At 59.5% G+C, this 20414-nt stretch carries 19 protein-coding genes; 17 read left to right on the top strand and 2 right to left on the bottom strand.

Annotated features, from left to right (window positions below):
• The first annotated feature begins 217 nt into the window (after positions 1-217).
• The 9 genes from opgB to ACOTXF_RS03005 all read left to right on the top strand — a co-directional run bounded on the left by opgB (position 218) and on the right by ACOTXF_RS03005 (position 9815).
• The gene (opgB, locus tag ACOTXF_RS03045) at positions 218-2509 is read left to right on the top strand and encodes a phosphatidylglycerol--membrane-oligosaccharide glycerophosphotransferase (RefSeq protein ID WP_023326656.1); all 2292 of its coding nucleotides are present in this window, start codon (positions 218-220) and stop codon (positions 2507-2509) included.
• A gap of 180 nt (positions 2510-2689) precedes the next feature.
• On the top strand, positions 2690-3502 hold the full coding sequence (locus tag ACOTXF_RS03040) for an EAL domain-containing protein (protein WP_232926659.1): 813 nt from the start codon (positions 2690-2692) through the stop codon (positions 3500-3502).
• A gap of 4 nt (positions 3503-3506) precedes the next feature.
• Positions 3507-4001, top strand: a complete 495-nt coding sequence (locus tag ACOTXF_RS03035) for a Csu type fimbrial protein (protein ID WP_023293340.1) — start codon at positions 3507-3509, stop codon at positions 3999-4001.
• Between the two features lie 2 nt (positions 4002-4003).
• The gene (locus tag ACOTXF_RS03030) at positions 4004-4780 is read left to right on the top strand and encodes a fimbrial biogenesis chaperone (protein WP_025912124.1); all 777 of its coding nucleotides are present in this window, start codon (positions 4004-4006) and stop codon (positions 4778-4780) included.
• Positions 4701-6989, top strand: coding sequence for a fimbria/pilus outer membrane usher protein (locus ACOTXF_RS03025; protein WP_232926661.1), 2289 nt, complete (start codon positions 4701-4703; stop codon positions 6987-6989). Before ACOTXF_RS03030 ends, ACOTXF_RS03025 begins: the two co-directional genes overlap by 80 nt.
• A complete protein-coding gene (locus tag ACOTXF_RS03020) occupies positions 6980-7936 on the top strand; it encodes a Csu type fimbrial protein (RefSeq protein WP_025912122.1) in 957 nt (318 codons plus the stop codon). The genes ACOTXF_RS03025 and ACOTXF_RS03020 overlap by 10 nt, the downstream gene beginning before the upstream one ends.
• Positions 7937-8062: 126 nt before the next feature.
• Positions 8063-8803, top strand: coding sequence for a winged helix-turn-helix domain-containing protein (locus ACOTXF_RS03015; RefSeq protein WP_232926662.1), 741 nt, complete (start codon positions 8063-8065; stop codon positions 8801-8803).
• Positions 8804-8805: 2 nt separating this feature from the next.
• Positions 8806-9279 carry a hypothetical protein gene (locus ACOTXF_RS03010; RefSeq protein WP_032635519.1) on the top strand — a complete coding sequence of 158 codons (474 nt, stop codon included), beginning with the start codon at positions 8806-8808 and terminating at the stop codon, positions 9277-9279.
• A gap of 29 nt (positions 9280-9308) precedes the next feature.
• On the top strand, positions 9309-9815 hold the full coding sequence (locus ACOTXF_RS03005) for a GNAT family N-acetyltransferase (protein WP_232926664.1): 507 nt from the start codon (positions 9309-9311) through the stop codon (positions 9813-9815).
• A 92-nt stretch (positions 9816-9907) separates the two neighbouring features.
• On the opposite strand, the gene tsr is transcribed toward ACOTXF_RS03005, so the two are convergent.
• Both tsr and hpaR read right to left on the bottom strand, forming a co-directional pair.
• On the bottom strand, positions 9908-11572 hold the full coding sequence (gene tsr, locus ACOTXF_RS03000) for a methyl-accepting chemotaxis protein (RefSeq protein ID WP_232926666.1): 1665 nt from the start codon (positions 11570-11572) through the stop codon (positions 9908-9910).
• An 83-nt stretch (positions 11573-11655) separates the two neighbouring features.
• A complete protein-coding gene (gene hpaR / locus ACOTXF_RS02995) occupies positions 11656-12096 on the bottom strand; it encodes a homoprotocatechuate degradation operon regulator HpaR (protein WP_008502106.1) in 441 nt (146 codons plus the stop codon).
• A 270-nt stretch (positions 12097-12366) separates the two neighbouring features.
• Here hpaR and hpaG point away from each other — a divergent pair, with 270 nt between their 5' ends.
• The 8 genes from hpaG (at position 12367) to hpaA (ending at position 20304) form a co-directional block, all read left to right on the top strand.
• Complete coding sequence (hpaG, locus tag ACOTXF_RS02990; RefSeq protein WP_232926668.1) at positions 12367-13644, top strand: 4-hydroxyphenylacetate degradation bifunctional isomerase/decarboxylase; 1278 nt, start codon at positions 12367-12369, stop codon at positions 13642-13644.
• A complete protein-coding gene (gene hpaE, locus ACOTXF_RS02985; protein WP_025912116.1) occupies positions 13641-15107 on the top strand; it encodes a 5-carboxymethyl-2-hydroxymuconate semialdehyde dehydrogenase in 1467 nt (488 codons plus the stop codon). Before hpaG ends, hpaE begins: the two co-directional genes overlap by 4 nt.
• A gap of 2 nt (positions 15108-15109) precedes the next feature.
• Positions 15110-15961: a 3,4-dihydroxyphenylacetate 2,3-dioxygenase gene (hpaD, locus tag ACOTXF_RS02980; protein ID WP_008502109.1), complete on the top strand. Its 852-nt coding sequence runs from the start codon at positions 15110-15112 to the stop codon at positions 15959-15961.
• A gap of 9 nt (positions 15962-15970) precedes the next feature.
• Positions 15971-16351, top strand: coding sequence for a 5-carboxymethyl-2-hydroxymuconate Delta-isomerase (locus tag ACOTXF_RS02975; RefSeq protein ID WP_008502110.1), 381 nt, complete (start codon positions 15971-15973; stop codon positions 16349-16351).
• Between the two features lie 106 nt (positions 16352-16457).
• Positions 16458-17261, top strand: coding sequence for a 2-oxo-hept-4-ene-1,7-dioate hydratase (gene hpaH / locus ACOTXF_RS02970; RefSeq protein ID WP_232926670.1), 804 nt, complete (start codon positions 16458-16460; stop codon positions 17259-17261).
• A 9-nt stretch (positions 17262-17270) separates the two neighbouring features.
• The gene (gene hpaI, locus ACOTXF_RS02965; RefSeq protein WP_232926671.1) at positions 17271-18068 is read left to right on the top strand and encodes a 4-hydroxy-2-oxoheptanedioate aldolase; all 798 of its coding nucleotides are present in this window, start codon (positions 17271-17273) and stop codon (positions 18066-18068) included.
• A 21-nt stretch (positions 18069-18089) separates the two neighbouring features.
• Positions 18090-19442, top strand: coding sequence for a 4-hydroxyphenylacetate permease (hpaX, locus tag ACOTXF_RS02960; protein WP_232926672.1), 1353 nt, complete (start codon positions 18090-18092; stop codon positions 19440-19442).
• Positions 19414-20304, top strand: coding sequence for a 4-hydroxyphenylacetate catabolism regulatory protein HpaA (hpaA, locus tag ACOTXF_RS02955; protein ID WP_008501306.1), 891 nt, complete (start codon positions 19414-19416; stop codon positions 20302-20304). The genes hpaX and hpaA overlap by 29 nt, the downstream gene beginning before the upstream one ends.
• Positions 20305-20414 lie beyond the last annotated feature (110 nt).

The raw sequence follows: 20414 nt of genomic DNA, 5'->3' as shown, positions 1-20414 counted from the left end.
GCGGCGCTAAATGAGCGTTTTTCCTGCCTGCCACCGTCTCAGCGTCCGTTTGTCAGGATGTGCACATCTTCATAAAAACGATTTTCTAAACCAAATCCTAACAACAGCACACTTTCGTGACACTAAAATTGCAGCTTAACGACATCGCAATTACATTGTATCACCCAAAAAATAAACAGTTAGCCAGCGAAGCACCTGGCGTCATGAGGATATGCTGTTGTCAGAATTCTTGTCTCTTATCCTTTTTCTGGCTTCTGTCGGCGTTTACGCCTGGAAAGCCGGCCGTCACACCTGGTGGTTTATCGCCACGCTGGTGGTGCTCGGCATTTTTATTATTTTAAACATTACCTTATACGCCAGCGATTACTTTACCGGTGACGGTATTAACGATGCGGTGCTCTACACCCTGACGAACAGCCTGACGGGCGCAGGTGTGGGTAAGTACATACTTCCGGGGCTCGGCCTTATCGTCGCGCTGGTGATGATTTTTGGCGCGCTGGCCTGGGTGCTGCGTCGCCGTCGCCATCATCCACACCATCATGGCTACAGCCTGCTGGCGTTATTCCTGGCGCTGGCCTCCGTCGACGCCAGCCCGGCGTTCCATCAGATCACCGAGCTGGTGAAATCCCAGTCGCGCGACGGCGATCCGGATTTCGCGGCTTACTACAAAGAGCCGTCGAAAACGATCGCCAACCCGACGCTCAATCTGGTCTATATCTATGGTGAAAGCCTGGAGCGCACCTACTTTGATAACGATGCCTTCCCGGACCTGACGCCAGATTTGGGCGCCCTGAAAAATGAAGGTCTCGATTTCAGCCACACCATGCAGCTGCCCGGCACGGATTATACGATTGCCGGGATGGTTGCCTCCCAGTGTGGTATCCCGCTGTTCGCGCCTTTTGAAGGTAACGCCTCAGCCTCCATGTCGACCTTCTTCCCGCAGAATATTTGCCTCGGCGATATCCTGAAAAACTCCGGCTACGAAAACTATTTTATGCAGGGAGCAAACCTGCGCTTCGCCGGAAAAGATGTGTTCCTGAAATCCCACGGTTTTGACCACCTGTACGGCTCAGAAGAGTTAAAAACGACGGTTGCCGATCCGAGCTACCGCAACGACTGGGGCTTCTATGACGATACGGTACTCGACGAAACCTGGAAGAAATTCGAGGAGCTGTCCCGCGCGGGGAAGCGTTTCTCTCTCTTTGCGTTGACGGTGGACACCCACCATCCGGACGGGTTTGTCTCGCGCACCTGCAAGCGCAAAAGCTATGAGATTGATGGCAAAAACAACAAATCGTTCAGCGCCGTCACCTGCAGTCAGGAGCACATCGCCGCACTGGTCGAGAAAATCAAAGCCTCGCCCTGGTTTAAAAATACCGTCATCGTCGTCTCATCTGACCATCTGGCGATGAAAAACAGTGCGTGGGATCAGCTCAACAAGCAGGATCGCAGCAATCTGTTCTTCGTCCTGCGCGGCGACCAGCCGCAGCAGGAGGAGATCGCCACCAAACGCAACTCCATGGATAACGGCGCCACCGTGCTGGACATCCTGGGCGGCGACAACTTTATTGGCCTGGGCCGCAGCACGCTGTCGGGGCAATCCCTGTCGGAAGTGTTCCTCAACATGAAGGAAAAAATCCTCGCCTGGAAGCCCGACATCATCCGCCTGTGGAACTTCCCGAAAGAGATGAAGGACTTCACCGTCGATCGGGATAAAAACACCATTGCCTTCTCGGGCAGCAACTTCCGTCTGCCGCTGCTGCTGCGCGTATCGGAAGGACGCGTTGAGCCGTTGCCGGAAAGCGAGTATTCCGCGCCGCTGCGCTACCAGCTGGCCGATTTTGCGCCACGCGATAACTTCGTCTGGGTCGACCGGTGCTACAAAATGGGCCAGCTCTGGTCGCAGCCGCTGGCGCTCTCGACCGACTGGTGCGTCTCGCAGGGCCAGCTTGGCGGAGAGCAAACCGTTCAGCACGTGGATAAGGCGCAGTGGAAGGGCAAAACCGCCTTTAAAGATACGGTGATTGATACCGCGCGCTATCAGCGTAACGTCGACATGCTGAAAATCGTCGACAACGATATTCGCTACAAAGCGGACAGCTTTATCTTTAACGTGGCCGGCGCGCCGGAGGAAGTGAAACAGTTTAGCGGCATCTCGCGGCCGGAGTCCTGGGGACGCTGGTCCAACGCGCAGCTGGGCAATGAGGTGAAAATTGAGTACACCCATCCCCTGCCGGAACAATTTGATCTGGTGATCACCGCCAGGGCCTATGGGCCTAATGCTAACAAGCCCGTACCCGTGCGCGTGGGCGATCGGGAGCAGACGTTAACGCTTGGAAACGACGTGAGCACACAAACGCTGCATTTTGAGAATCCTTCGCGCAGCAATACCCTGGTGATTGTACCGCCGGACCCGCAGTCGACGAATGAGGGAAATATTCTTGGGCATTCGCCGCGCGAGATCGGAATTGGCATGGTCGAAATCAAAATCATCAGCAAAGCGGGCTAATGCACGTCGCGCCCGGCTTTCTGTCGGGCGCTTATGAAAATAAATAATCCTTTATAAATCTTATAAAATAGATAAAAACACTTTATATAAGCCATTTTTATCTATAAATATCCTGCCAAAAACCAAATACATAAAATGTGCAGCTCCTGAAATCACCACGGAGCGTTACGCACTTTTATCATGCTAACCGGCTATAAGTTCGAATCCATCCGGGCACTGCGCAGTGAAAATGTGATTGCCTGGGAGGTATTGTCCACGGCAAAGCCTCACGTCAATCTTGAAGATTACTTTGGCTCGATGACCGCGAACCAGCGTAAAGCGCACTTCTTTGCGCAGCTTCGTCACGCCATGTTTTGCAAGGATGGCGACAAGTATTACCTCAATGCGACATCGGATTTACTGCTGGACACGGACTTCCTCGACAGGCTCAAAGAAGAAACCCCCTGCCCGGAGAGACTTGCTATCGAGGTCACCGATCTCCATTCGATGATACAACTCGACGATACGCAAAGCCGGGCGCTGCGGAAATGCATCGCAACGCTCCATCAGTGGGGGATAGAAGTGTGGGCAGACGATGTTTGCGAAGAACTTCTTCCCGAACTTCTGACCAGCCAGATCCGCTTCTGCGGCATCAAAATTGACAAACATACCTTCTGGAACGGACGGACCGAGCAGGCGAAGTTTCTGCATCTCACCCGCCAGTGCAAGCGCGTCGCCAGCAAGGTGCTGATCGAAGGCATTGAAACCGCAGGTGATTTCGCACTGGCCCGCGCCAGCGCGGCCGATTACGGCCAGGGCTATCTGTGGGGCAGAAAATGCCCCCTCTCATTCCGAATGCTGGCGATATGGTCATCGTTCTGCGCGGCAATGCCTGTTTATGGCCTTGCCCCACTTGTTGCTGCCACAACCTGGCGGCATTCCATCAAAAACGCTGCCTGCTGGACGCTCAGTCATTCGCTTTGTAATTGCACTGTTACTCACGTCAGGAAATAAGATCATGAAAATTATTCCCACCGTTGTATGTTGTTCCGTTCTCCTGCTTCCTGCTGCTGCGATCGCCGCAGACAGCACCGCAAGCGCGACGATGCACGTATCACTTGAGGTCGTGAAGTCGTGCACCCTCAAAGCCAACGACCTCAACTTCTCGCGTCACGGCTCCGATGAGTCGAGCGAAATCCAGGCCAAAACGCAGGTCGATATCGTCTGCACCAACGGCACGCCGTTCACTCTGACCGCCACCAGCAACGACGGCGAAAATGGAACCTTCTGGCTGAAGCCGGAAAACGGCGACACGGGCGCGCAGAAGATTGCGTGGAAGCTCTTTGCTGACGAAGGCAAACAGACGCAAATCACCGGCACGAATGGGCTGGACGATACCGGCAACGGTGCGGAACAGGAAGAAACGCTGTATGGCGTGATTGACGCCGGGGCGCTGACAACCGCCCAGGCAGGTACCTACAGCGACGATATCACGTTAAAACTGGAGTACTGATCGTGCGTCGCTATCTTTCCTGCTTCATTCTGTGGCTCATGATGCTGGCGCTGCTGTCACGCTACGCGCTGGCCGCCACGCTTCAGGTGGCCCCGGTAACGCTCGATCTGCAGAGCGACCAGCGGGCAGCGGCTATCTATCTCACTAACAGTGGGAAAGCGGCCATCCATGCGCAGATTCGGGTGTACGAATGGACGCAAAAAAACGGTAAAGATGTTCTGGTGGCCACCGGGGAGGTGGTCAGCAGCCCGGCGATGACATCACTGGCGCCGGGCCAGCAGCAGCTGGTGCGTATTATCGTCATGCAGCCCGGCATCCGTGCACAGGAGCAAAGTTACCGGCTGGTTATCGACGAACTGCCGGACGCCACGTCCCGTGCCGCCAATCCCACCGCGGTGCACTTCCTGCTGCGCTACTCGATTCCGGTGTTTATTGCCGGGAACCAGAGCGCGCCCGTCAGCCACGATGCCCTGAGCTGTGAGCAGTCTGAAATACCGGCCACCCTTCGCTGCTTTAATGCCGGAAACCGCCACATCCGTCTCAGCCACCTTGAAGCCCTGACGGCCGATGGGCAGGTTGTAGGGTCGATTAAAGGCCTGGCGGGCTATGTGCTCCCGGGACAAACCGCCCTTTTGCCGCTTAAACACGCTTCACGTCACGCGCTCAGCACGCTGCGCGTCTATCTCAATGATGACCACCATGCCAGCCAGATACCCCTGCGCCCGCTCGCTTCTCGCGCTCCTGTTTTGGCTACCGCTCATGCTGTCAGCCCGGACTGAACCCGCCGACACCGTACAATGGCTGGCCATTACCGTAAACCACGCCCCGCGAGGCGAGCTCTGGGCCTGCCGGGTGGTGAATAATGCGTTATGGATAAGCCGCAGCGACATGAAAAAGCTGGGGCTTCACGCCCCGGACGATCGCGCCGAATGGGTTGAGCTGACGTCCCTGCCGGGCATGAAGGTTAATCTCGACGTGCTGTCCCAGCAGGTGTCGATTACCGCTGAGGCAGAGGCGCTCGAGGGCCAGCAGCATCTCACCGCCTCAAAGCCCGCGCCGATGTATCGCTACCCTGATGCGCAACCCGTCAGCGCCTATACGCTCGGATACGCGCTCTACGCCAGCGATGCGCAGGGGAAGCGCCAGCTCAACGCCCAGACCATGCTGACCGCATCCGGAGGATTACCCGGAACGTTCAGCAGCAGTTTCTCAAGCCATGCCGGGGAGGAAAACAGCGCCGGTCGACCGACCCACACGCGTCTCGAAACCCGCTGGCAGTGGGACAACACCGACTCGCTGACCACGCTGGCGCTGGGCGACAGCATCACCACCGGCACCCGCTGGAGCCGACAGGTGCGCTTTGGCGGGCTGCACTGGGCACGTAATTTTGAGCTCAATCCGCAACTCAATACCGAACCGCGCAGCCGCTACAGCGACACGGCCGTACTGCCTTCCACGGTCGATTTGTATATCGACGGCCTTAAGCAGAGCAGCCAGCGCGTCACGCCGGGTGACTTTCTGCTGGATACCCTGCCCTCCTTCACCGGAAGCGGGCAGGCGGAGGTGGTGATTACCGATATCAACGGCCAGCGTCGCACCGTACAGCTCGATCTCTACGGCGCGCCGGGCATGCTGGCGGAAGGGCTCAGCAGCGGTTCGCTGGACATCGGCTGGATGCGCGAAAACTACGCCCTGCATTCCGACGACTATGCCGCCTCGCCGCTGCTGGACGCAGGCTGGCGCTATGGGGTGAATAATCACCTGACGCTGGCGCTGCATACGGAGCAGCAGCGCAGGCTGCACAACGTGGGCACGGGTGCTGACTGGCTGGTCTCTCCCGCCGTAGGGGTGGTCAGCCAGCACGTTGCCGTGAGCGACAGCCCTTACGGTCAGGGCGTTCAGTGGGGCCTCGGCTGGCAGTGGAACGGCAGAGGAACGGGCATTTCTGCCAGCACCGTCCGTACCGAAGCGGATTTCGCCGACAACGCCCGCATGAGCGGTGCCGCGCCCGTCAGGCGCAGCGACAGCGTGTGGGTAAGCCAGTCCATCCCCCATTTCGGTACCGTGGGCGCGGGCTGGGTACAGCAGAACATTCAGGGCAGCACAGAGCGCTACCTCAACGCCTCCTGGTCGGTGTCGCTGCCGGCACACATCTCCACCACGCTGAGCTACACCCGCTCGTTTACGGATGCGTCGAGTCACGTTCAGCTGCTGTTTTCCGTCCCATTGGGTCGCGAGGACACGCTCTCCGCTCAGGCCAGCCGGGATACGCCGCGCATGGATTACCGCCACCAGCCGGACGATGAGGCCGGCGGCTGGTCATGGGAGTTGGGCCAGGGCTTTGGCGAACGACGTGAAAAATATGCGGACGTAGGCTATCTGGGCCGCGCGGGCGAATGGCACGTTGGGCTGCAGCAAGGTGCCAGCCAGGGCAACCAGTACGCCTCCGCCGAAGGTAGCCTGACGCTGCTCGACGGCAGCCTGCACGCGCTGCGCTACATCCAGCAGGGCATGGCGCTGGTCTCCACGCACGGTATTGGGCACGTACCGGTGATGCTGGAAAACCGCCCGGCCGGTGAAACGGATGAGGACGGTTATCTCCTGCTGACCGACCTGCCGCGCTACCACAACAGCAAAGTCAGCATTAACCCGCTCGATCTGCCTGCCGATGTGATCGCCCCCGTCACCGACATGCATGCCAGGCCGGGCAACAACAGCGCGGTCAAAGTCGATTTTAACGTCCATCACGCCGTCACGGTTCAGGCCCGGCTGGTCGACAGCCGCCGCAGGCCGCTCCCGCTGGGCAGCGTCGTGTCAACGCCGCAGGGTGCCACCATCGTGGGCCGCGATGGCTTTATCTGGCTTGAAGATCCGCCCCTGCCGGGTGAACTGGTGGTGAAGACCGGTGAGGGAGAGTGCCGGGTCGCGCTTCCGGCGCCCCGTACCGCGTCATCTATACAGAATATGGGAGAACAACTGTGTCATTAAGAGCGCCGTTATTATTGCTGCTCGTCCTGTCCGTAAAGGCGATGGCGGCAGCCTGCTGGATAACCTCCATGCCCGCCATTAACTTTGGCAACGTCGTGGCGGGCAATACCACCTCCGTCAACACCGAGGTCAAGTTTAGCTGCCAGGCCGACAACGAGGGCAGGACGGAATATCTCAACGTCTGCCTGAGCAGCGTAGACGCCCCGCCCTTTGAGATGATCTCGCCGGGGGATCAGGAGGGAAAACAGTACACCCTCCTCTTCCGCCTGCTGAACGGTGCAGCGCGATCTCAGGAGCTGGGGCCTGCCAGCAGCGGGAACCTGATTCAGCAGACTCTGGCCGCGCAAAGCAATGCCAACGTCAGCGGTACCTTTCCGCTTATCGCTACCATTCCGGCAGGGCAAAGCCAGCTTCCGGCCTACCACTATTACAACTACAACATGAATCTGCGCATCGCCTGGCACAGCGCCCTGCGTCAGGATGCCCTGCAAAACTGCTCGGACGGTTCCGCAGAGGGGGAGCAGGTGCAGGGCGGCACCAGCGCGCAGGCCGAAATCAGCCAGGGATGCTACATCGAGCGCGTGACGCCCCTTAACTTCGGCACCCTGACCAGTACCGCGACCCTGCGTCCGACGCGTTCCACCGCCACCCTGACCACGCGCTGCCCGGCTGGAACCGCATTCACCCTTGCCATGGGCAAAGGCAACCATGCCAGCGGTAATCAGCGGCAGCTCTGCAACAACGAGGGCCAGTGCCTGCGCTACGGGCTCTGGCAGGATGAGGCGGCCACGCAACGCTGGGGAGATCAAAGCAGCGGCGATGCGCTGCAGGTCACCAATCCCGCTGGCGGCACCCAGAACTACACCGTTTACGGCGAGGTCCCGGCACAGCCGCTAACCGGTACCGGGGAATTTATTGATGACGTGATTATCACGCTGACTTATTAAACCACCCAAAATCCTGTCTGGATCAATGTTATCGGTAACAGTGGCGTTAAAATAGCCAGCAATGCAGCCCAGAAGGCGTAGACCTTCTCTTTTTATTTTTTATCTCTGTTTTTATTACAACAACTTATGAAATACCTGCTTGCTGACGCCATCGTCTATAACGACGAGGACGGTTCTGTTTCTCTTATCAATGCGCCGGATGAGGATGCGCAGCTCCTCACCTGTACGGCCAATACCATCATGAAGCTGCTGGTTCAGCATCATGGGAACGTGGTTGAACGGGAAACCTTTCTCCAGGAAGTCTGGGATCGGCGAGGGCTTCAGGGGTCTAACAACTCCTTAAACCAGTACATCAGCATTCTGCGCAAGCTGCTCGCGGCCCTGCTTCCCGACGCGCTGCTTATCGTTACCGTACCGAAAACGGGCTTTATGCTCAGCGCGGACGTTACGGTCACTCCGCTGGAGGAGGCCCCGCCGACCGCCGAAACGGCGAAACCTGCATGGCGCGTTCGCCCGGAATGGCTGTTCTGCGGCGCGCTCACGCTGGTCGTCGTTGCGCTATGCCTCTGGATCGCGCTAACCAAGCCAGAAAATTCACAAAGGGAGATCCATCTGCTGACGCATATCGGCACCTGCCCGGTCTACACCTTTACGCCGCTGGCGGACGTATTTCACGGGAAGGCAATAACGCTGGCGCAAACGCTTCAGAAGGACGGCCATCTTCCGTGCCTGAAAAATTCAATTTTCTACATGCACATTCAGAGAACGCTTTTCTACGGCCACGAAGGGCGGCTGGTGCTCTCCCAATGTTCCCTCACGCAGGGTAAAGCCAGCGCCTGTCGTACGCTTTACTATTACGAGTGGTGATGATGAGACACAAAAAAGTTTGGCTAATCCTGATCCTCAACCTGCTGCTGCTGGGCACCGTGCTGGCGTGGTACTTTCACACGCCCCCGCTGTCGGTGGCCTGCGACGGAAACCTGACCTTTTCCGACCGGCGCGACAACCACGATTTCACCTTTGACGGTGAGATCATTATGCGTTTTCATCCCGACAAAACCGGGTACATCACGGTTAACGGCAGCGTGGTGAATGCCCCACGCAGCTGGGAGGTTTCCCGCCAGGAGATGTTTAAATGGCGTCACGTGGAGGGCGAACTGTATGAGATCGCTATTCAAAAAGTGGAGCGTTTTAGCCATGACGCCATGCCGCCCGGGGTCTTTGAAAAATACGTTGCCGGCCTGACGCTGGGCAATAAAAGGCTTCTGACGATCGAGCGCACGCCGGAAGACGCGCTGGTGATCAGCAATTTTTATTCGCCGGTGCTGATCTGCTCGGAATAATGTCGACGGGTCAGGCTATACTTGTCGCCATGACTCTTCGCATTCGCCCCACCACCCTCAACGACATTGCCGCCCTGCCCGCCATTGAACGCGCGGCGGCCGGGCGCTTCCGTGACTTCCCGGCACTCGCCTGGCTTGCCGATGACGAGGTCATTTCCGCTGAGCAACACCTCGGCTATGTCGAACGCGGGTTAAGCTGGTTGGCGCTGGCAAACGACCAGCCCGTCGGGTTTATCCTTGCCGAAGCCCATCCGTCTTCACTGTTTATTGTCGAACTCTCGGTTGATCTGGACTGGCAGGGAAAAGGGATCGGCAGGCAGCTCATCGCCTGCGTGGCAGACCATGCCCGCAGAAAGGGGCTGACAGCGCTGACGCTGACGACGTTCAGGAACGTCCCGTGGAATGCGCCGTTCTATGCGCGGCTGGGGTTTGAAAAAATGACGACGCTGACGCCTGAACTGCGTCAGAAAAGGGAAGAAGAGACGGCGCACGGTTTCGCGTATGAAACGCGCTGCGCCATGCGCCTGCCTCTGTAATATCGCCCGGTGGCGCTGCGCTTACCGGGCCTACAAAACCACGAACCGTAGGCCGGGTAAGGCGCAGCCGCCACCCGGCACAACATACGGCGTTAGAACGTTTCCCAGTTATCACCAGCATCAGCGGTAACCGTTTTACGCGCCATCGCCGGTGCTGCAACGGTTTTCGCAGAAGCGAACTCACGCGCTTTCATCTGCTCCTGCTGAATGCGGAACACCGCCACGGCCTGCGTCAGACGGCTTGCCTGCTCTTCCAGTGCGACTGCCGCTGCGGCAGACTCTTCCACCAGCGAGGCGTTCTGCTGGGTCACGCGATCCATCTCTGCCACCGCCAGACCGACCTGGTCGATACCGCGGCTCTGCTCGTCAGACGCAGAGGCGATTTCACCCATGATGTCCGTGACGCGGGTGACCGCATTCACGATCTCACCCATGGTTTCACCGGCGCTTTCGACCAGCGTTGAACCCACTTCCACGCGACCCACGGAGTCTTCGATCAGGCTCTTGATCTCGCGTGCCGCCTGGGCGCTGCGCTGGGCCAGGTTACGCACTTCACCTGCCACCACCGCAAAACCACGGCCCTGCTCGCCCGCACGCGCCGCTTCTACCGCCGCGTTCAGTGCCAGGATGTTGGTCTGGAAAGCAATGCCGTCGATCACGCTGATAATGTCGGCGATTTTCTGCGAACTGCCCGCGATATCGCGCATGGTCTGCACCACGTTGTCCACCACTTTGCCGCCTTTCTGCGCGGTTTCAGAGGCGCTCAGCGCAAGATGGCTCGCCTGACGGGCGTTCTCGGCGTTCTGCTTAACGGTCGCCGTCAGCTGCTCCATGCTGGCAGCGGTCTCTTCCAGGGAAGCGGCCTGCTGTTCAGTACGGGAGGAGAGGTCGTTGTTGCCCATCGCGATTTCACTCGCGCCGCTGTGGATCGCATTCGCGCCGTTACGCACGTCACCAACGGTACGCACCAGTTCGCCCTGCATATGACGCAGCGAGTCGGCCAGTTCACCCATCTCGTTGGTGCCCTGAACCTCAATGCGCTTCACCAGGTCGCCGCTGGCGATATGGCGAATGTTGTCGATCAGACGATTCAGCGGGGAGATCAGCGTCTGCTTGATGTTGAGCCAGACGGCCACAATCACCACCAGCACGGCAATCAGGACGCCGATCAGCACCCAGATAGCCTGGCTGTAGGAGCTGTTGCTGTCTTCGACCGCCATCTGGTACAGCTTGTCGTTCTGCTGCAGGTAGCTCACGTACTGCTTCTCAAAACCGTCCTGGTAACTCTGGGTTGGCTGGTCGAAGAAGGCGTTGATTTTGCCCGCGCCCAGCAGCTGGATCAGCTCCGCCAGCGCGCCGTGGTAAATATCATAGTTACGCTTGATCTCCATGGCATCCGCATCGCTTTGACGCGGATCGCGCGGCAGGGCTTCGTAGGCAGCCCAGTTTTTTTCCGCCTGCTTCAGAGACGCAGACGCGATTTGCATCAAATCGTTCACGGTCGCGCCGCTACCGATATTGCTCTGATCCATCATGTAGCGGATACCCGCGCGGTTCAGGGTATTACGGGTTTGCAGCAACGCAACCCAGCTGCCGTTCAGCGTGGACTGTTGCTGGCGAATGGTTTGCAGGACGGTGAAATTCTCTTTGTCATTCTTCAGAGCATTAAAGAAAAGACCACCGGATGTGAGTTGTAAAAGGCCAAATATCGCTAAAACCAGCATTAAGCTGGTGACAATCTTGATACGGTTTAACATGTTTTCTCTTTCCTCAGACAGATACAGAATTTTCGGCCTGGAAAGGGAAAACTTTACGAAATTCATCCTGAAATTTGTGGTTTTTACTCTTCTTCCCGCGCTGCGTTATGTCGGTTTCCGAGTTCAATAAACTCTTCCAGCAGCGCCGTCAGCTGTTTCATCTTCTCCGGCGTATATTCCGCCTCAATCTGCTGATACGCCTCCTCCACCTGCGCCTGGGCGTGCTCATACAGCGCATTGCCCTCTTTGGTCAGCGAGACGTACAGCTTGCGCTGGTCGTTCAGCGGCTTTAAGCGCAGCACCAGACCGTCGCGCTCCATGCGCGTCAGAATGCCGGTGAGGCTCGGGCGCAAAATACAGGTGCGAAACGCCAGATCGTGAAAATCCATCGACGGATGTTCAGCCAGCACGCGCACAATGCGCCACTGCTGCTCGGTCAGGTTATGGCGCTTCACGATCGGTCGGAAGTAGGACATCGCCGCTTCCCGCGCCTGCAGCAGCGCGATGGTTAATGAATCATGCATAGCCTCTCCCCTTCACATCATTAACACGTAAACAATTCATAAAAGATGCTTTTATAAAAAACACGTTTTCCGTCAAAAAGTCTAACAGAAACCCATTAAGTTTATTAACACTCTGATTTTAATACCAATAAAAACCAATATGTAAATTTATTGTTATTCATATCACAAATCTTTCACTTCTGATTGCGAAATAATCAGCAAAAGCATAAAACCAAATCATTAACATATTAATGAAATCCAAACCGGACCTCCGGCCTGAGGAGTATGTGAATGAAAGGTACCGTCTTTGCCGTCGCCCTCAACCATCAGAGCCAGCGCGAAGCCTGGCGAGAGGCGTTTGAAAAAGCCCCCTACAACACGCCGCCGAAAACGGCGGTGTGGTTTATCAAACCGCATAACACCGTGATTCGCGCGGGCGAGCCCATTCCGTTCCCGCAGGGGGAAACGGTGCTGAGCGGCGCCACGGTAGCGCTGGTGGTGGGTAAAACCGCCAGTAAGGTACGCGTGGAGGACGCCGCGGCGTACATCGCCGGATATGCGCTGGCCAACGAGGTGAGCCTGCCGGAAGAGAGCTTCTACCGTCCGGCCATCAAGGCCAAATGCCGCGACGGATTTTGCCCGCTCGGCGAACCGGTCGCCGTTGATAACGTGGATAGCCTGACCATCATCACCGAGATCAACGGCCGCGAAGCGGACCACTGGAACACCGCCGATCTGCAGCGTAACGCTGCCGAACTGCTGAGCACCCTGAGCGAGTTCGCCACCCTTAATCCCGGCGATGCGATCCTGCTCGGTACCCCGCACAGCCGCGTTGAGATCCGCCCGGGCGATCGGGTACGTATTCTGGCGGAAGGATTTCCACCGCTGGAAAACCCGGTGGTGGACGAGCGCGACGTCGCTAGCACGCACCGCACGCCGCCGCACGCCACGCTGTTTGCCCTCGGCCTGAACTATGCCGATCACGCCAGCGAGCTGGACTTCAAGCCGCCCACCGAGCCGCTGGTCTTTATCAAAGCGCCGAACACCTTCAACGGCGACAACCAGACCTCGGTGCGCCCGAACAACGTCGAGTACATGCACTATGAAGCGGAGCTGGTGGTGGTCATCGGCAAAACGGCCCGCAAGGTGAGCGAAGCCGAGGCGATGGACTATGTTGCGGGCTATACGGTCTGCAACGACTACGCCATTCGCGACTATCTCGAAAACTACTACCGCCCGAACCTGCGGGTGAAAAGCCGCGACGGGCTGACCCCCATTTCCCCCAACATCGTGCCAAAAGAGGCCATTCCCGACCCGCACAACCTCGCCCTGCGCACCTTCGTTAACGGTGAGCTGCGCCAGGAAGGCACCACGGCGGATCTGATCTTCAGCATCCCGTACCTGATCGCCTACCTGAGCGACTTTATGACCCTGCAGCCGGGCGACATGATTGCCACCGGCACGCCGAAGGGGCTCTCCGACGTGGTGCCGGGCGATGAGGTGGTGGTGGAAGTGGAAGGCGTGGGACGCCTGGTGAATCGAATTGTGAGTGAGGAGACGGCAAAATGAAAAAGATTAACCATTGGATCAACGGTAAAAACGTCGCGGGCAGCGACTACTTCCACACCACTAACCCGGCCTCCGGCGAGGTCCTCGCAGAAGTGGCCTCCGGCGGCGAAGCCGAAATCCATCAGGCCGTTGCCGCCGCCAAAGAGGCGTTTCCGAAGTGGGCCAACCTGCCGATGAAGGAGCGCGCGCGCCTGATGCGCCGCCTGGGCGACCTGATCGACCAGAACGTGCCGGAGATCGCCGCCATGGAAACCGCCGACACCGGGCTGCCGATCCACCAGACCAAAAACGTGCTCATTCCGCGCGCCTCGCACAACTTCGAATTCTTCGCCGAGGTGTGCCAGCAGATGAACGGCAAGACCTACCCGGTCGACGACAAGATGCTCAACTACACCCTGGTGCAGCCGGTGGGCGTCTGCGCGCTGGTGTCGCCGTGGAACGTGCCGTTTATGACCGCCACCTGGAAGGTCGCGCCCTGTCTGGCCTTAGGCAATACCGCGGTGCTGAAGATGTCCGAGCTCTCCCCGCTGACCGCCGACCGTCTGGGCGAGCTCGCCCTGGAGGCGGGTATTCCGGCGGGCGTGCTCAACGTGGTGCAGGGCTACGGCGCGACGGCAGGCGATGCGCTGGTGCGGCATCACGACGTGCGCGCCGTCTCCTTCACCGGCGGCACCGCCACCGGGCGCAACATCATGAAAAACGCCGGGCTGAAGAAGTACTCCATGGAGCTGGGCGGCAAATCCCCGGTACTGATTTTTGAAGACGCGGATATCGAGCGCGCGCTGGACGCCGCCCTGTTCACCATCTTCTCCATCAACGGCGAGCGCTGCACCGCGGGCTCGCGCATCTTTATCCAGCAGAGCATCTACCCGGAATTCGTCAAGCGCTTTGCCGAGCGCGCCAACCGCCTGCGCGTGGGCGACCCGACCGATCCGAACACCCAGATTGGCGCGCTCATCAGCCAACAGCACTGGGAAAAGGTCTCCGGCTATATCCGCCTCGGCATCGAGGAAGGCGCAACCCTGCTGGCGGGCGGCCCGGACAAACCGACCGATCTGCCTGCGCACCTGAAGGGCGGCAACTTCCTGCGCCCGACCGTGCTGGCGGATGTTGATAACCGCATGCGCGTGGCGCAGGAGGAGATCTTCGGGCCGGTGGCCTGCCTGCTGCCGTTTAAGGACGAAGCGGAAGGGCTGCGCCTGGCCAACGACGTGGAGTACGGCCTGGCGTCATACATCTGGACCCAGGACGTCAGCAAAGTGCTGCGCCTGGCGCGCAATATCGAAGCGGGCATGGTGTTCGTCAACACCCAGAACGTGCGCGACCTGCGCCAGCCGTTTGGCGGCGTGAAGGCCTCCGGCACCGGCCGCGAGGGCGGCGAGTACAGCTTCGAGGTATTCGCGGAGATGAAGAACGTCTGCATCTCCATGGGCGACCATCCGATTCCAAAGTGGGGGATCTGAAAATGGGCAAATTAGCGTTAGCGGCAAAAATCACCCACGTGCCGTCGATGTATCTCTCCGAACTGCCGGGCAAAAACCACGGCTGCCGCCAGGGCGCCATCGACGGACACAAAGAGATCAGCAAGCGCTGCCGGGAGCTGGGCGTCGACACCATTATCGTCTTCGACACCCACTGGCTGGTGAACAGCGCGTATCACATCAACTGTGCGGACCATTTTTCGGGCGTCTACACCAGCAACGAGCTGCCGCACTTTATCCGCGACATGACCTACGACTACGACGGCAATCCGGAACTCGGCCAGCTGATCGCCGACGAGGCGGTGAAGCGTGGCGTGCGCGCCAAAGCGCACAACATTCCGAGCCTCAAGCTTGAGTACGGCACGCTGGTGCCAATGCGCTACATGAACGCGGATAAGCACTTCAAGGTGGTCTCCATCTCGGCGTTCTGCACGGTTCACGACTTCGCCGACAGCCGCAGGCTGGGCGAGGCCATCGTCAGCGCCATCGAAAAATATGACGGCACCGTGGCGGTACTCGCCAGCGGCTCGCTGTCGCACCGCTTTATCGACGACCAGCGCGCGGAAGAAGGGATGAACAGCTACACCCGGGAGTTCGACCGCCAGATGGACGAGCGCGTGGTGAAGCTGTGGCGCGAGGGGCAGTTCAAAGAATTCTGCAGCATGCTGCCGGAGTACGCCGACTACTGCTACGGCGAGGGCAACATGCACGACACGGTGATGCTGCTGGGCATGCTCGGCTGGGACAAATACGACGGCAAGGTGGAGTTTCTCACCGAGCTGTTCGCCAGCTCCGGCACCGGCCAGGTCAACGCCGTTTTCCCGCTGCCCGCCTAAGGAGCCACCATGCCGCACTTTATTGCTGAATGTACCGACAACATCCGCGAGCAGGCCGACCTGCCGGGGCTGTTCGCCAAAGTGAACGAGGCGCTCGCCGCCACGGGCATCTTCCCTATCGGCGGTATCCGCAGCCGCGCCCACTGGCTGGACACCTGGCAGATGGCCGACGGCAAGCACGATTACGCCTTTGTCCATATGACGCTGAAGATTGGCGCGGGGCGCAGTCTGGAGAGCCGGGAAGAGGTCGGTGAAATGCTGTTTGCGCTGATTAAAACGCACTTCGCGGCGCTGATGGCGAGTCGCTATCTGGCGCTGTCGTTTGAGCTGGACGAGCTGCACCCGACGCTCAATTACAAACAAAACAACGTGCACGCGTTGTTTAAATAGACATCTTTTCCGCCGGGTGGCGCTTCGCTTACCGGACCTACAACGGCTCGAACGTAGGCCGGGTAAGCGCAGCGCCACCCGGCAACAGCCGCATAAAGGATACGCCATGCTCGATAAACACACCCATACCCTGATCGCCCATCGTCTGCATCAGGCGGAGCAGTCCCGGGAGCAGATCCGCCAGATCTCCCTCGACTACCCGACGATCACTATCGACGACGCCTACGCCGTCCAGCGCGAATGGGTCAGCCTGAAGATCGCCGAAGGCCGCGTGCTGAAGGGCCACAAGATCGGCCTGACGTCCAAAGCGATGCAGGCCAGCTCGCAGATTAGCGAGCCGGACTACGGCGCGCTGCTGGACGACATGTTCTTCCACGACGGCAGCGACATCCAGGTTGACCGCTTTATCGTCCCGCGCATTGAAGTGGAGCTGGCGTTCGTGCTGGCAAAACCGCTGCGCGGCCCGAACTGCACGATCTTCGACGTCTACAACGCCACGGACTATGTGATCCCCGCGCTGGAGCTGATCGACGCCCGCTGCCACAACGTCGACCCGGACACCCAGCGCCCGCGCAAGGTGTTCGACACCATCTCCGATAACGCCGCCAACGCGGGCGTGATCCTCGGCGGCCGTCCGATTAAGCCCGACGAGCTGGACCTGCGCTGGATCTCCGCCCTGCTCTACCGCAACGGCGTGATCGAAGAGACCGGCGTCGCCGCAGGCGTCCTGAACCACCCGGCCAACGGCGTGGCATGGCTGGCAAACAAGCTCGCCCCGTACGACGTGCAGCTTGAGCCTGGCCAGATCGTTCTCGGCGGCTCGTTTACCCGCCCGGTGCCCGCCAGCAGAGGCGACACCTTCCACGTCGACTACGGCAACTTGGGCTCCATCAGCTGCCGCTTTGTCTAGGAGATAACCATGCAAAACGCATTCAAAGCGGCGCTGCAGGCGGGCCGCCCGCAAATTGGCATATGGCTGGGGCTGACCAGCAGCTACAGCGCGGAGCTGCTGGCCGGAGCAGGCTTCGACTGGCTGCTGATCGACGGCGAGCACGCGCCGAACAGCGTGCAGACCGTCCTGACCCAGCTGCAGGCCATCGCCCCTTATCCCAGCCAGCCGGTGGTCCGCCCGGCGTGGAACGACCCGGTGCAGATCAAACAGCTGCTGGACGTGGGCGCACAAACTCTGCTGGTGCCGATGGTGCAAAACGCCGACGAAGCGCGGCAGGCGGTACGTGCCACCCGCTACCCGCCCGCGGGCATTCGCGGCGTCGGCAGCGCCCTGGCGCGCGCCTCGCGCTGGAACCGCATTCCCGATTACCTGCAGCAGGCCAACGACGCCATGTGCGTGCTGGTGCAGATCGAAACCCGCGAGGCGCTGAAAAACCTGCCGCAGATCCTGGACGTGGACGGCGTCGACGGCGTGTTTATCGGCCCGGCGGATCTGAGCGCCGACATGGGCTTTGCCGGCAATCCGCAGCACCCGGAGGTGCAGGCCGCCATTGAACAGGCGATCGCACAGATACGCGCTGCGGGTAAAGCCCCCGGCATCCTGATGGCGAACGAGCAGCTGGCAAAACGCTATCTTGAACTCGGCGCGCGGTTTGTCGCCGTCGGGGTCGACACGACCCTGCTCGCCCGCGGCGCGGAAGCGCTGGCGGCACGCTTTATCGAAAAACCGGTTACGTCAGTTAATAACAATAAATCCGTCTACTAAACGTAAGATCTGGAGCGCACCATGACGACCTCTACCCTGCAAACCCATGATAATAAAGCTGTTGAACATCGCGCCATTAACAAGCTGTTCCGACGCCTGATCGTCTTTCTCTTTATCCTGTTTGTCTTTTCGTTTCTCGATCGCATCAATATCGGCTTTGCAGGGCTGACGATGGGCAAAGATCTGGGCCTCACGTCAACCATGTTTGGCCTGGCCGCGACGCTCTTTTACGTCACCTACGTGCTGTGCGGGATCCCGAGCAACATCATGCTGGCGAAGATCGGCGCGCGCCGCTGGATCGCCGGGATCATGGTAGTGTGGGGTATTGCCTCCACCTGCACCATGTTCGCCACCAGCCCCGAAACCCTCTACGTTCTGCGCATGCTGGTGGGCATTGCCGAAGCCGGCTTCCTGCCGGGTATTCTGGTCTATCTCACCTGGTGGTTCCCGGCCTATCACCGCGCCCGCGCCAACGCGCTGTTTATGATCGCCATGCCGGTGACCATGATGCTCGGCTCGATCCTCTCCGGGTACATTCTGGCGATGGACGGACTGTGGAACCTCAAGGGCTGGCAGTGGCTGTTCCTGCTGGAAGGGCTGCCGTCGGTGGTGCTCGGCGTGGTGACCTGGTTTTACCTCAACGACACGCCGGACCAGGCCACCTGGCTGGATGAGGACGAAAAGCAGGCGCTCAAAACGATGATCGCCCGCGAGCAGGAGGTTGCCATTGCCCAATCCGTCACGCCGCGCTCGACGCTGCGCGAGGTGCTGACCCCCGCGGTACTGCTCTACACGCTGGCCTACTTCTGCCTGACCAATACGCTGAGCGCGATCAACATCTGGACCCCGCAGATCCTGCAAAGCTTTAACACGGGGAGCAGCAACATCGTCATCGGCCTGCTGGCGGCGATCCCGCAGTTCTGCACCATCCTCGGGATGATCTGGTGGAGCCGCCGCTCCGACAGGCTGAAAGAGCGAAAAAAGCACACCATCCTGCCGTACCTGTTCGCCGCGGCGGGATGGATGCTGGCCTCCGCGACGAACCACAGCCTGATCCAGTTGCTTGGCATCATCATGGCCTCAACCGGATCGTTTACCGCCATGGCGATATTCTGGACCACGCCGGATCGGGTGATTAGCCTGCAGTCCCGCGCGGTGGCGCTGGCGGTGATCAACGCCATCGGCAACGTCGGCTCCGCCGTCAGCCCGCTGCTGATTGGGATCCTGCGCGACGCGACCGGCAGCTTCAGCTCGGGGCTGTGGTTTGTGGCCGGGCTGCTGGTGGTCGGCGCGCTGGTGCTGACGCGTATCCCGATGACGCAGCGGGATCAACAGAGGAACGATCGTGTGCCAGAGCCCTATCGCCAACATTGATATCAGCAAGGAGTACGACGAAAGTCTGGGCACCGACGATGTGCACTACCAGTCGTTCGCCCGCATGGCGGCCTTTTTTGGCCGCGACATGCAGGCGCATCGTCACGACCAGTATTTTCAGATGCACTTTCTCGATACCGGGCAGATTGAGCTCCAGCTCGACGATCACCGCTATTCGGTGCAGGCCCCGCTGTTCGTCCTCACGCCGCCGTCGGTGCCGCACGCGTTTATCACCGAATCCGACAGCGACGGACACGTGCTGACGGTGCGCGAGGATCTGATCTGGCCGCTGCTGGAGGTGCTCTACCCCGGCACGCGGGAGGCGTTTGGCCTGCCGGGGATCTGCCTTTCGCTTGCCGACAGGCCGGACGAGCTGGCGGCGCTGAAGCACTACTGGCAGCTGATTGCCCGGGAATCCACGGAGCAGCTGCCCGGGCGCGAGCATACGCTGGTCCTTCTGGCCCAGGCGGTGTTCACCCTGCTGCTGCGCAACGCGAAGCTCGACGACCACGCGTCAGGCGGCATGCGCGGCGAGCTGAAGCTGTTCCAGCGGTTTACCCAGCTGATCGACACCCACTACCACCAGCACTGGACGGTGCCGGAATACGCCAGCGAGCTGCACCTGACCGAATCCCGCCTGACCGATATCTGTCGCCGCTTCGCCAACCGCCCGCCAAAACGGCTGATCTTCGACCGCCAGCTGCGCGAGGCCAGGCGCCTGCTGCTCTTCTCCGACAGCACGGTCAGCGAGATTGCCTGGCAGCTGGGGTTCAAAGATCCGGCCTATTTCGCCCGCTTTTTTAATCGCTTAGTGGGGTGCTCGCCGAGCGCATACCGGGCCCAGAAAGTACCGGTTTCCTGAAGGCATCACGGTTCGTAGGGCGGGTAAGCGCAGCGCCACCCGCCGAAAAGCCGCACAGATCACAAAACCACAACCCACCCGAAAAGTACCCGTCGTTGTCCCAATCGTCC

The sequence above is a fragment of the Enterobacter cloacae complex sp. IR53041 genome, from assembly GCF_049238285.1.
In the GTDB taxonomy this organism is placed as follows: Bacteria; Pseudomonadota; Gammaproteobacteria; order Enterobacterales; family Enterobacteriaceae; genus Enterobacter; species Enterobacter roggenkampii.
The sequence above is the reverse complement of the archived record's forward strand: the minus strand, read 5'-3'. Positions and strand labels throughout refer to the sequence as shown.

Excerpts from the sequence above, each read along its gene's own strand:
- tsr (WP_232926666.1), bottom strand. The coding sequence starts at position 11,572 with ATGTTAAACCGTATCAAGATTGTCACCAGCTTAATGCTGGTTTTAGCG.
- hpaH (WP_232926670.1), top strand. The coding sequence starts at position 16,458 with ATGCTCGATAAACACACCCATACCCTGATCGCCCATCGTCTGCATCAG.
- hpaG (WP_232926668.1), top strand. The coding sequence starts at position 12,367 with ATGAAAGGTACCGTCTTTGCCGTCGCCCTCAACCATCAGAGCCAGCGC.
- ACOTXF_RS03040 (WP_232926659.1), top strand. The coding sequence starts at position 2,690 with ATGCTAACCGGCTATAAGTTCGAATCCATCCGGGCACTGCGCAGTGAA.
- hpaI (WP_232926671.1), top strand. The coding sequence starts at position 17,271 with ATGCAAAACGCATTCAAAGCGGCGCTGCAGGCGGGCCGCCCGCAAATT.
- hpaE (WP_025912116.1), top strand. The coding sequence starts at position 13,641 with ATGAAAAAGATTAACCATTGGATCAACGGTAAAAACGTCGCGGGCAGC.
- ACOTXF_RS03005 (WP_232926664.1), top strand. The coding sequence starts at position 9,309 with ATGACTCTTCGCATTCGCCCCACCACCCTCAACGACATTGCCGCCCTG.
- ACOTXF_RS02975 (WP_008502110.1), top strand. The coding sequence starts at position 15,971 with ATGCCGCACTTTATTGCTGAATGTACCGACAACATCCGCGAGCAGGCC.
- ACOTXF_RS03010 (WP_032635519.1), top strand. The coding sequence starts at position 8,806 with ATGAGACACAAAAAAGTTTGGCTAATCCTGATCCTCAACCTGCTGCTG.
- ACOTXF_RS03025 (WP_232926661.1), top strand. The coding sequence starts at position 4,701 with ATGCCAGCCAGATACCCCTGCGCCCGCTCGCTTCTCGCGCTCCTGTTT.
- ACOTXF_RS03035 (WP_023293340.1), top strand. The coding sequence starts at position 3,507 with ATGAAAATTATTCCCACCGTTGTATGTTGTTCCGTTCTCCTGCTTCCT.
- ACOTXF_RS03015 (WP_232926662.1), top strand. The coding sequence starts at position 8,063 with ATGAAATACCTGCTTGCTGACGCCATCGTCTATAACGACGAGGACGGT.
- hpaX (WP_232926672.1), top strand. The coding sequence starts at position 18,090 with ATGACGACCTCTACCCTGCAAACCCATGATAATAAAGCTGTTGAACAT.
- hpaR (WP_008502106.1), bottom strand. The coding sequence starts at position 12,096 with ATGCATGATTCATTAACCATCGCGCTGCTGCAGGCGCGGGAAGCGGCG.
- hpaD (WP_008502109.1), top strand. The coding sequence starts at position 15,110 with ATGGGCAAATTAGCGTTAGCGGCAAAAATCACCCACGTGCCGTCGATG.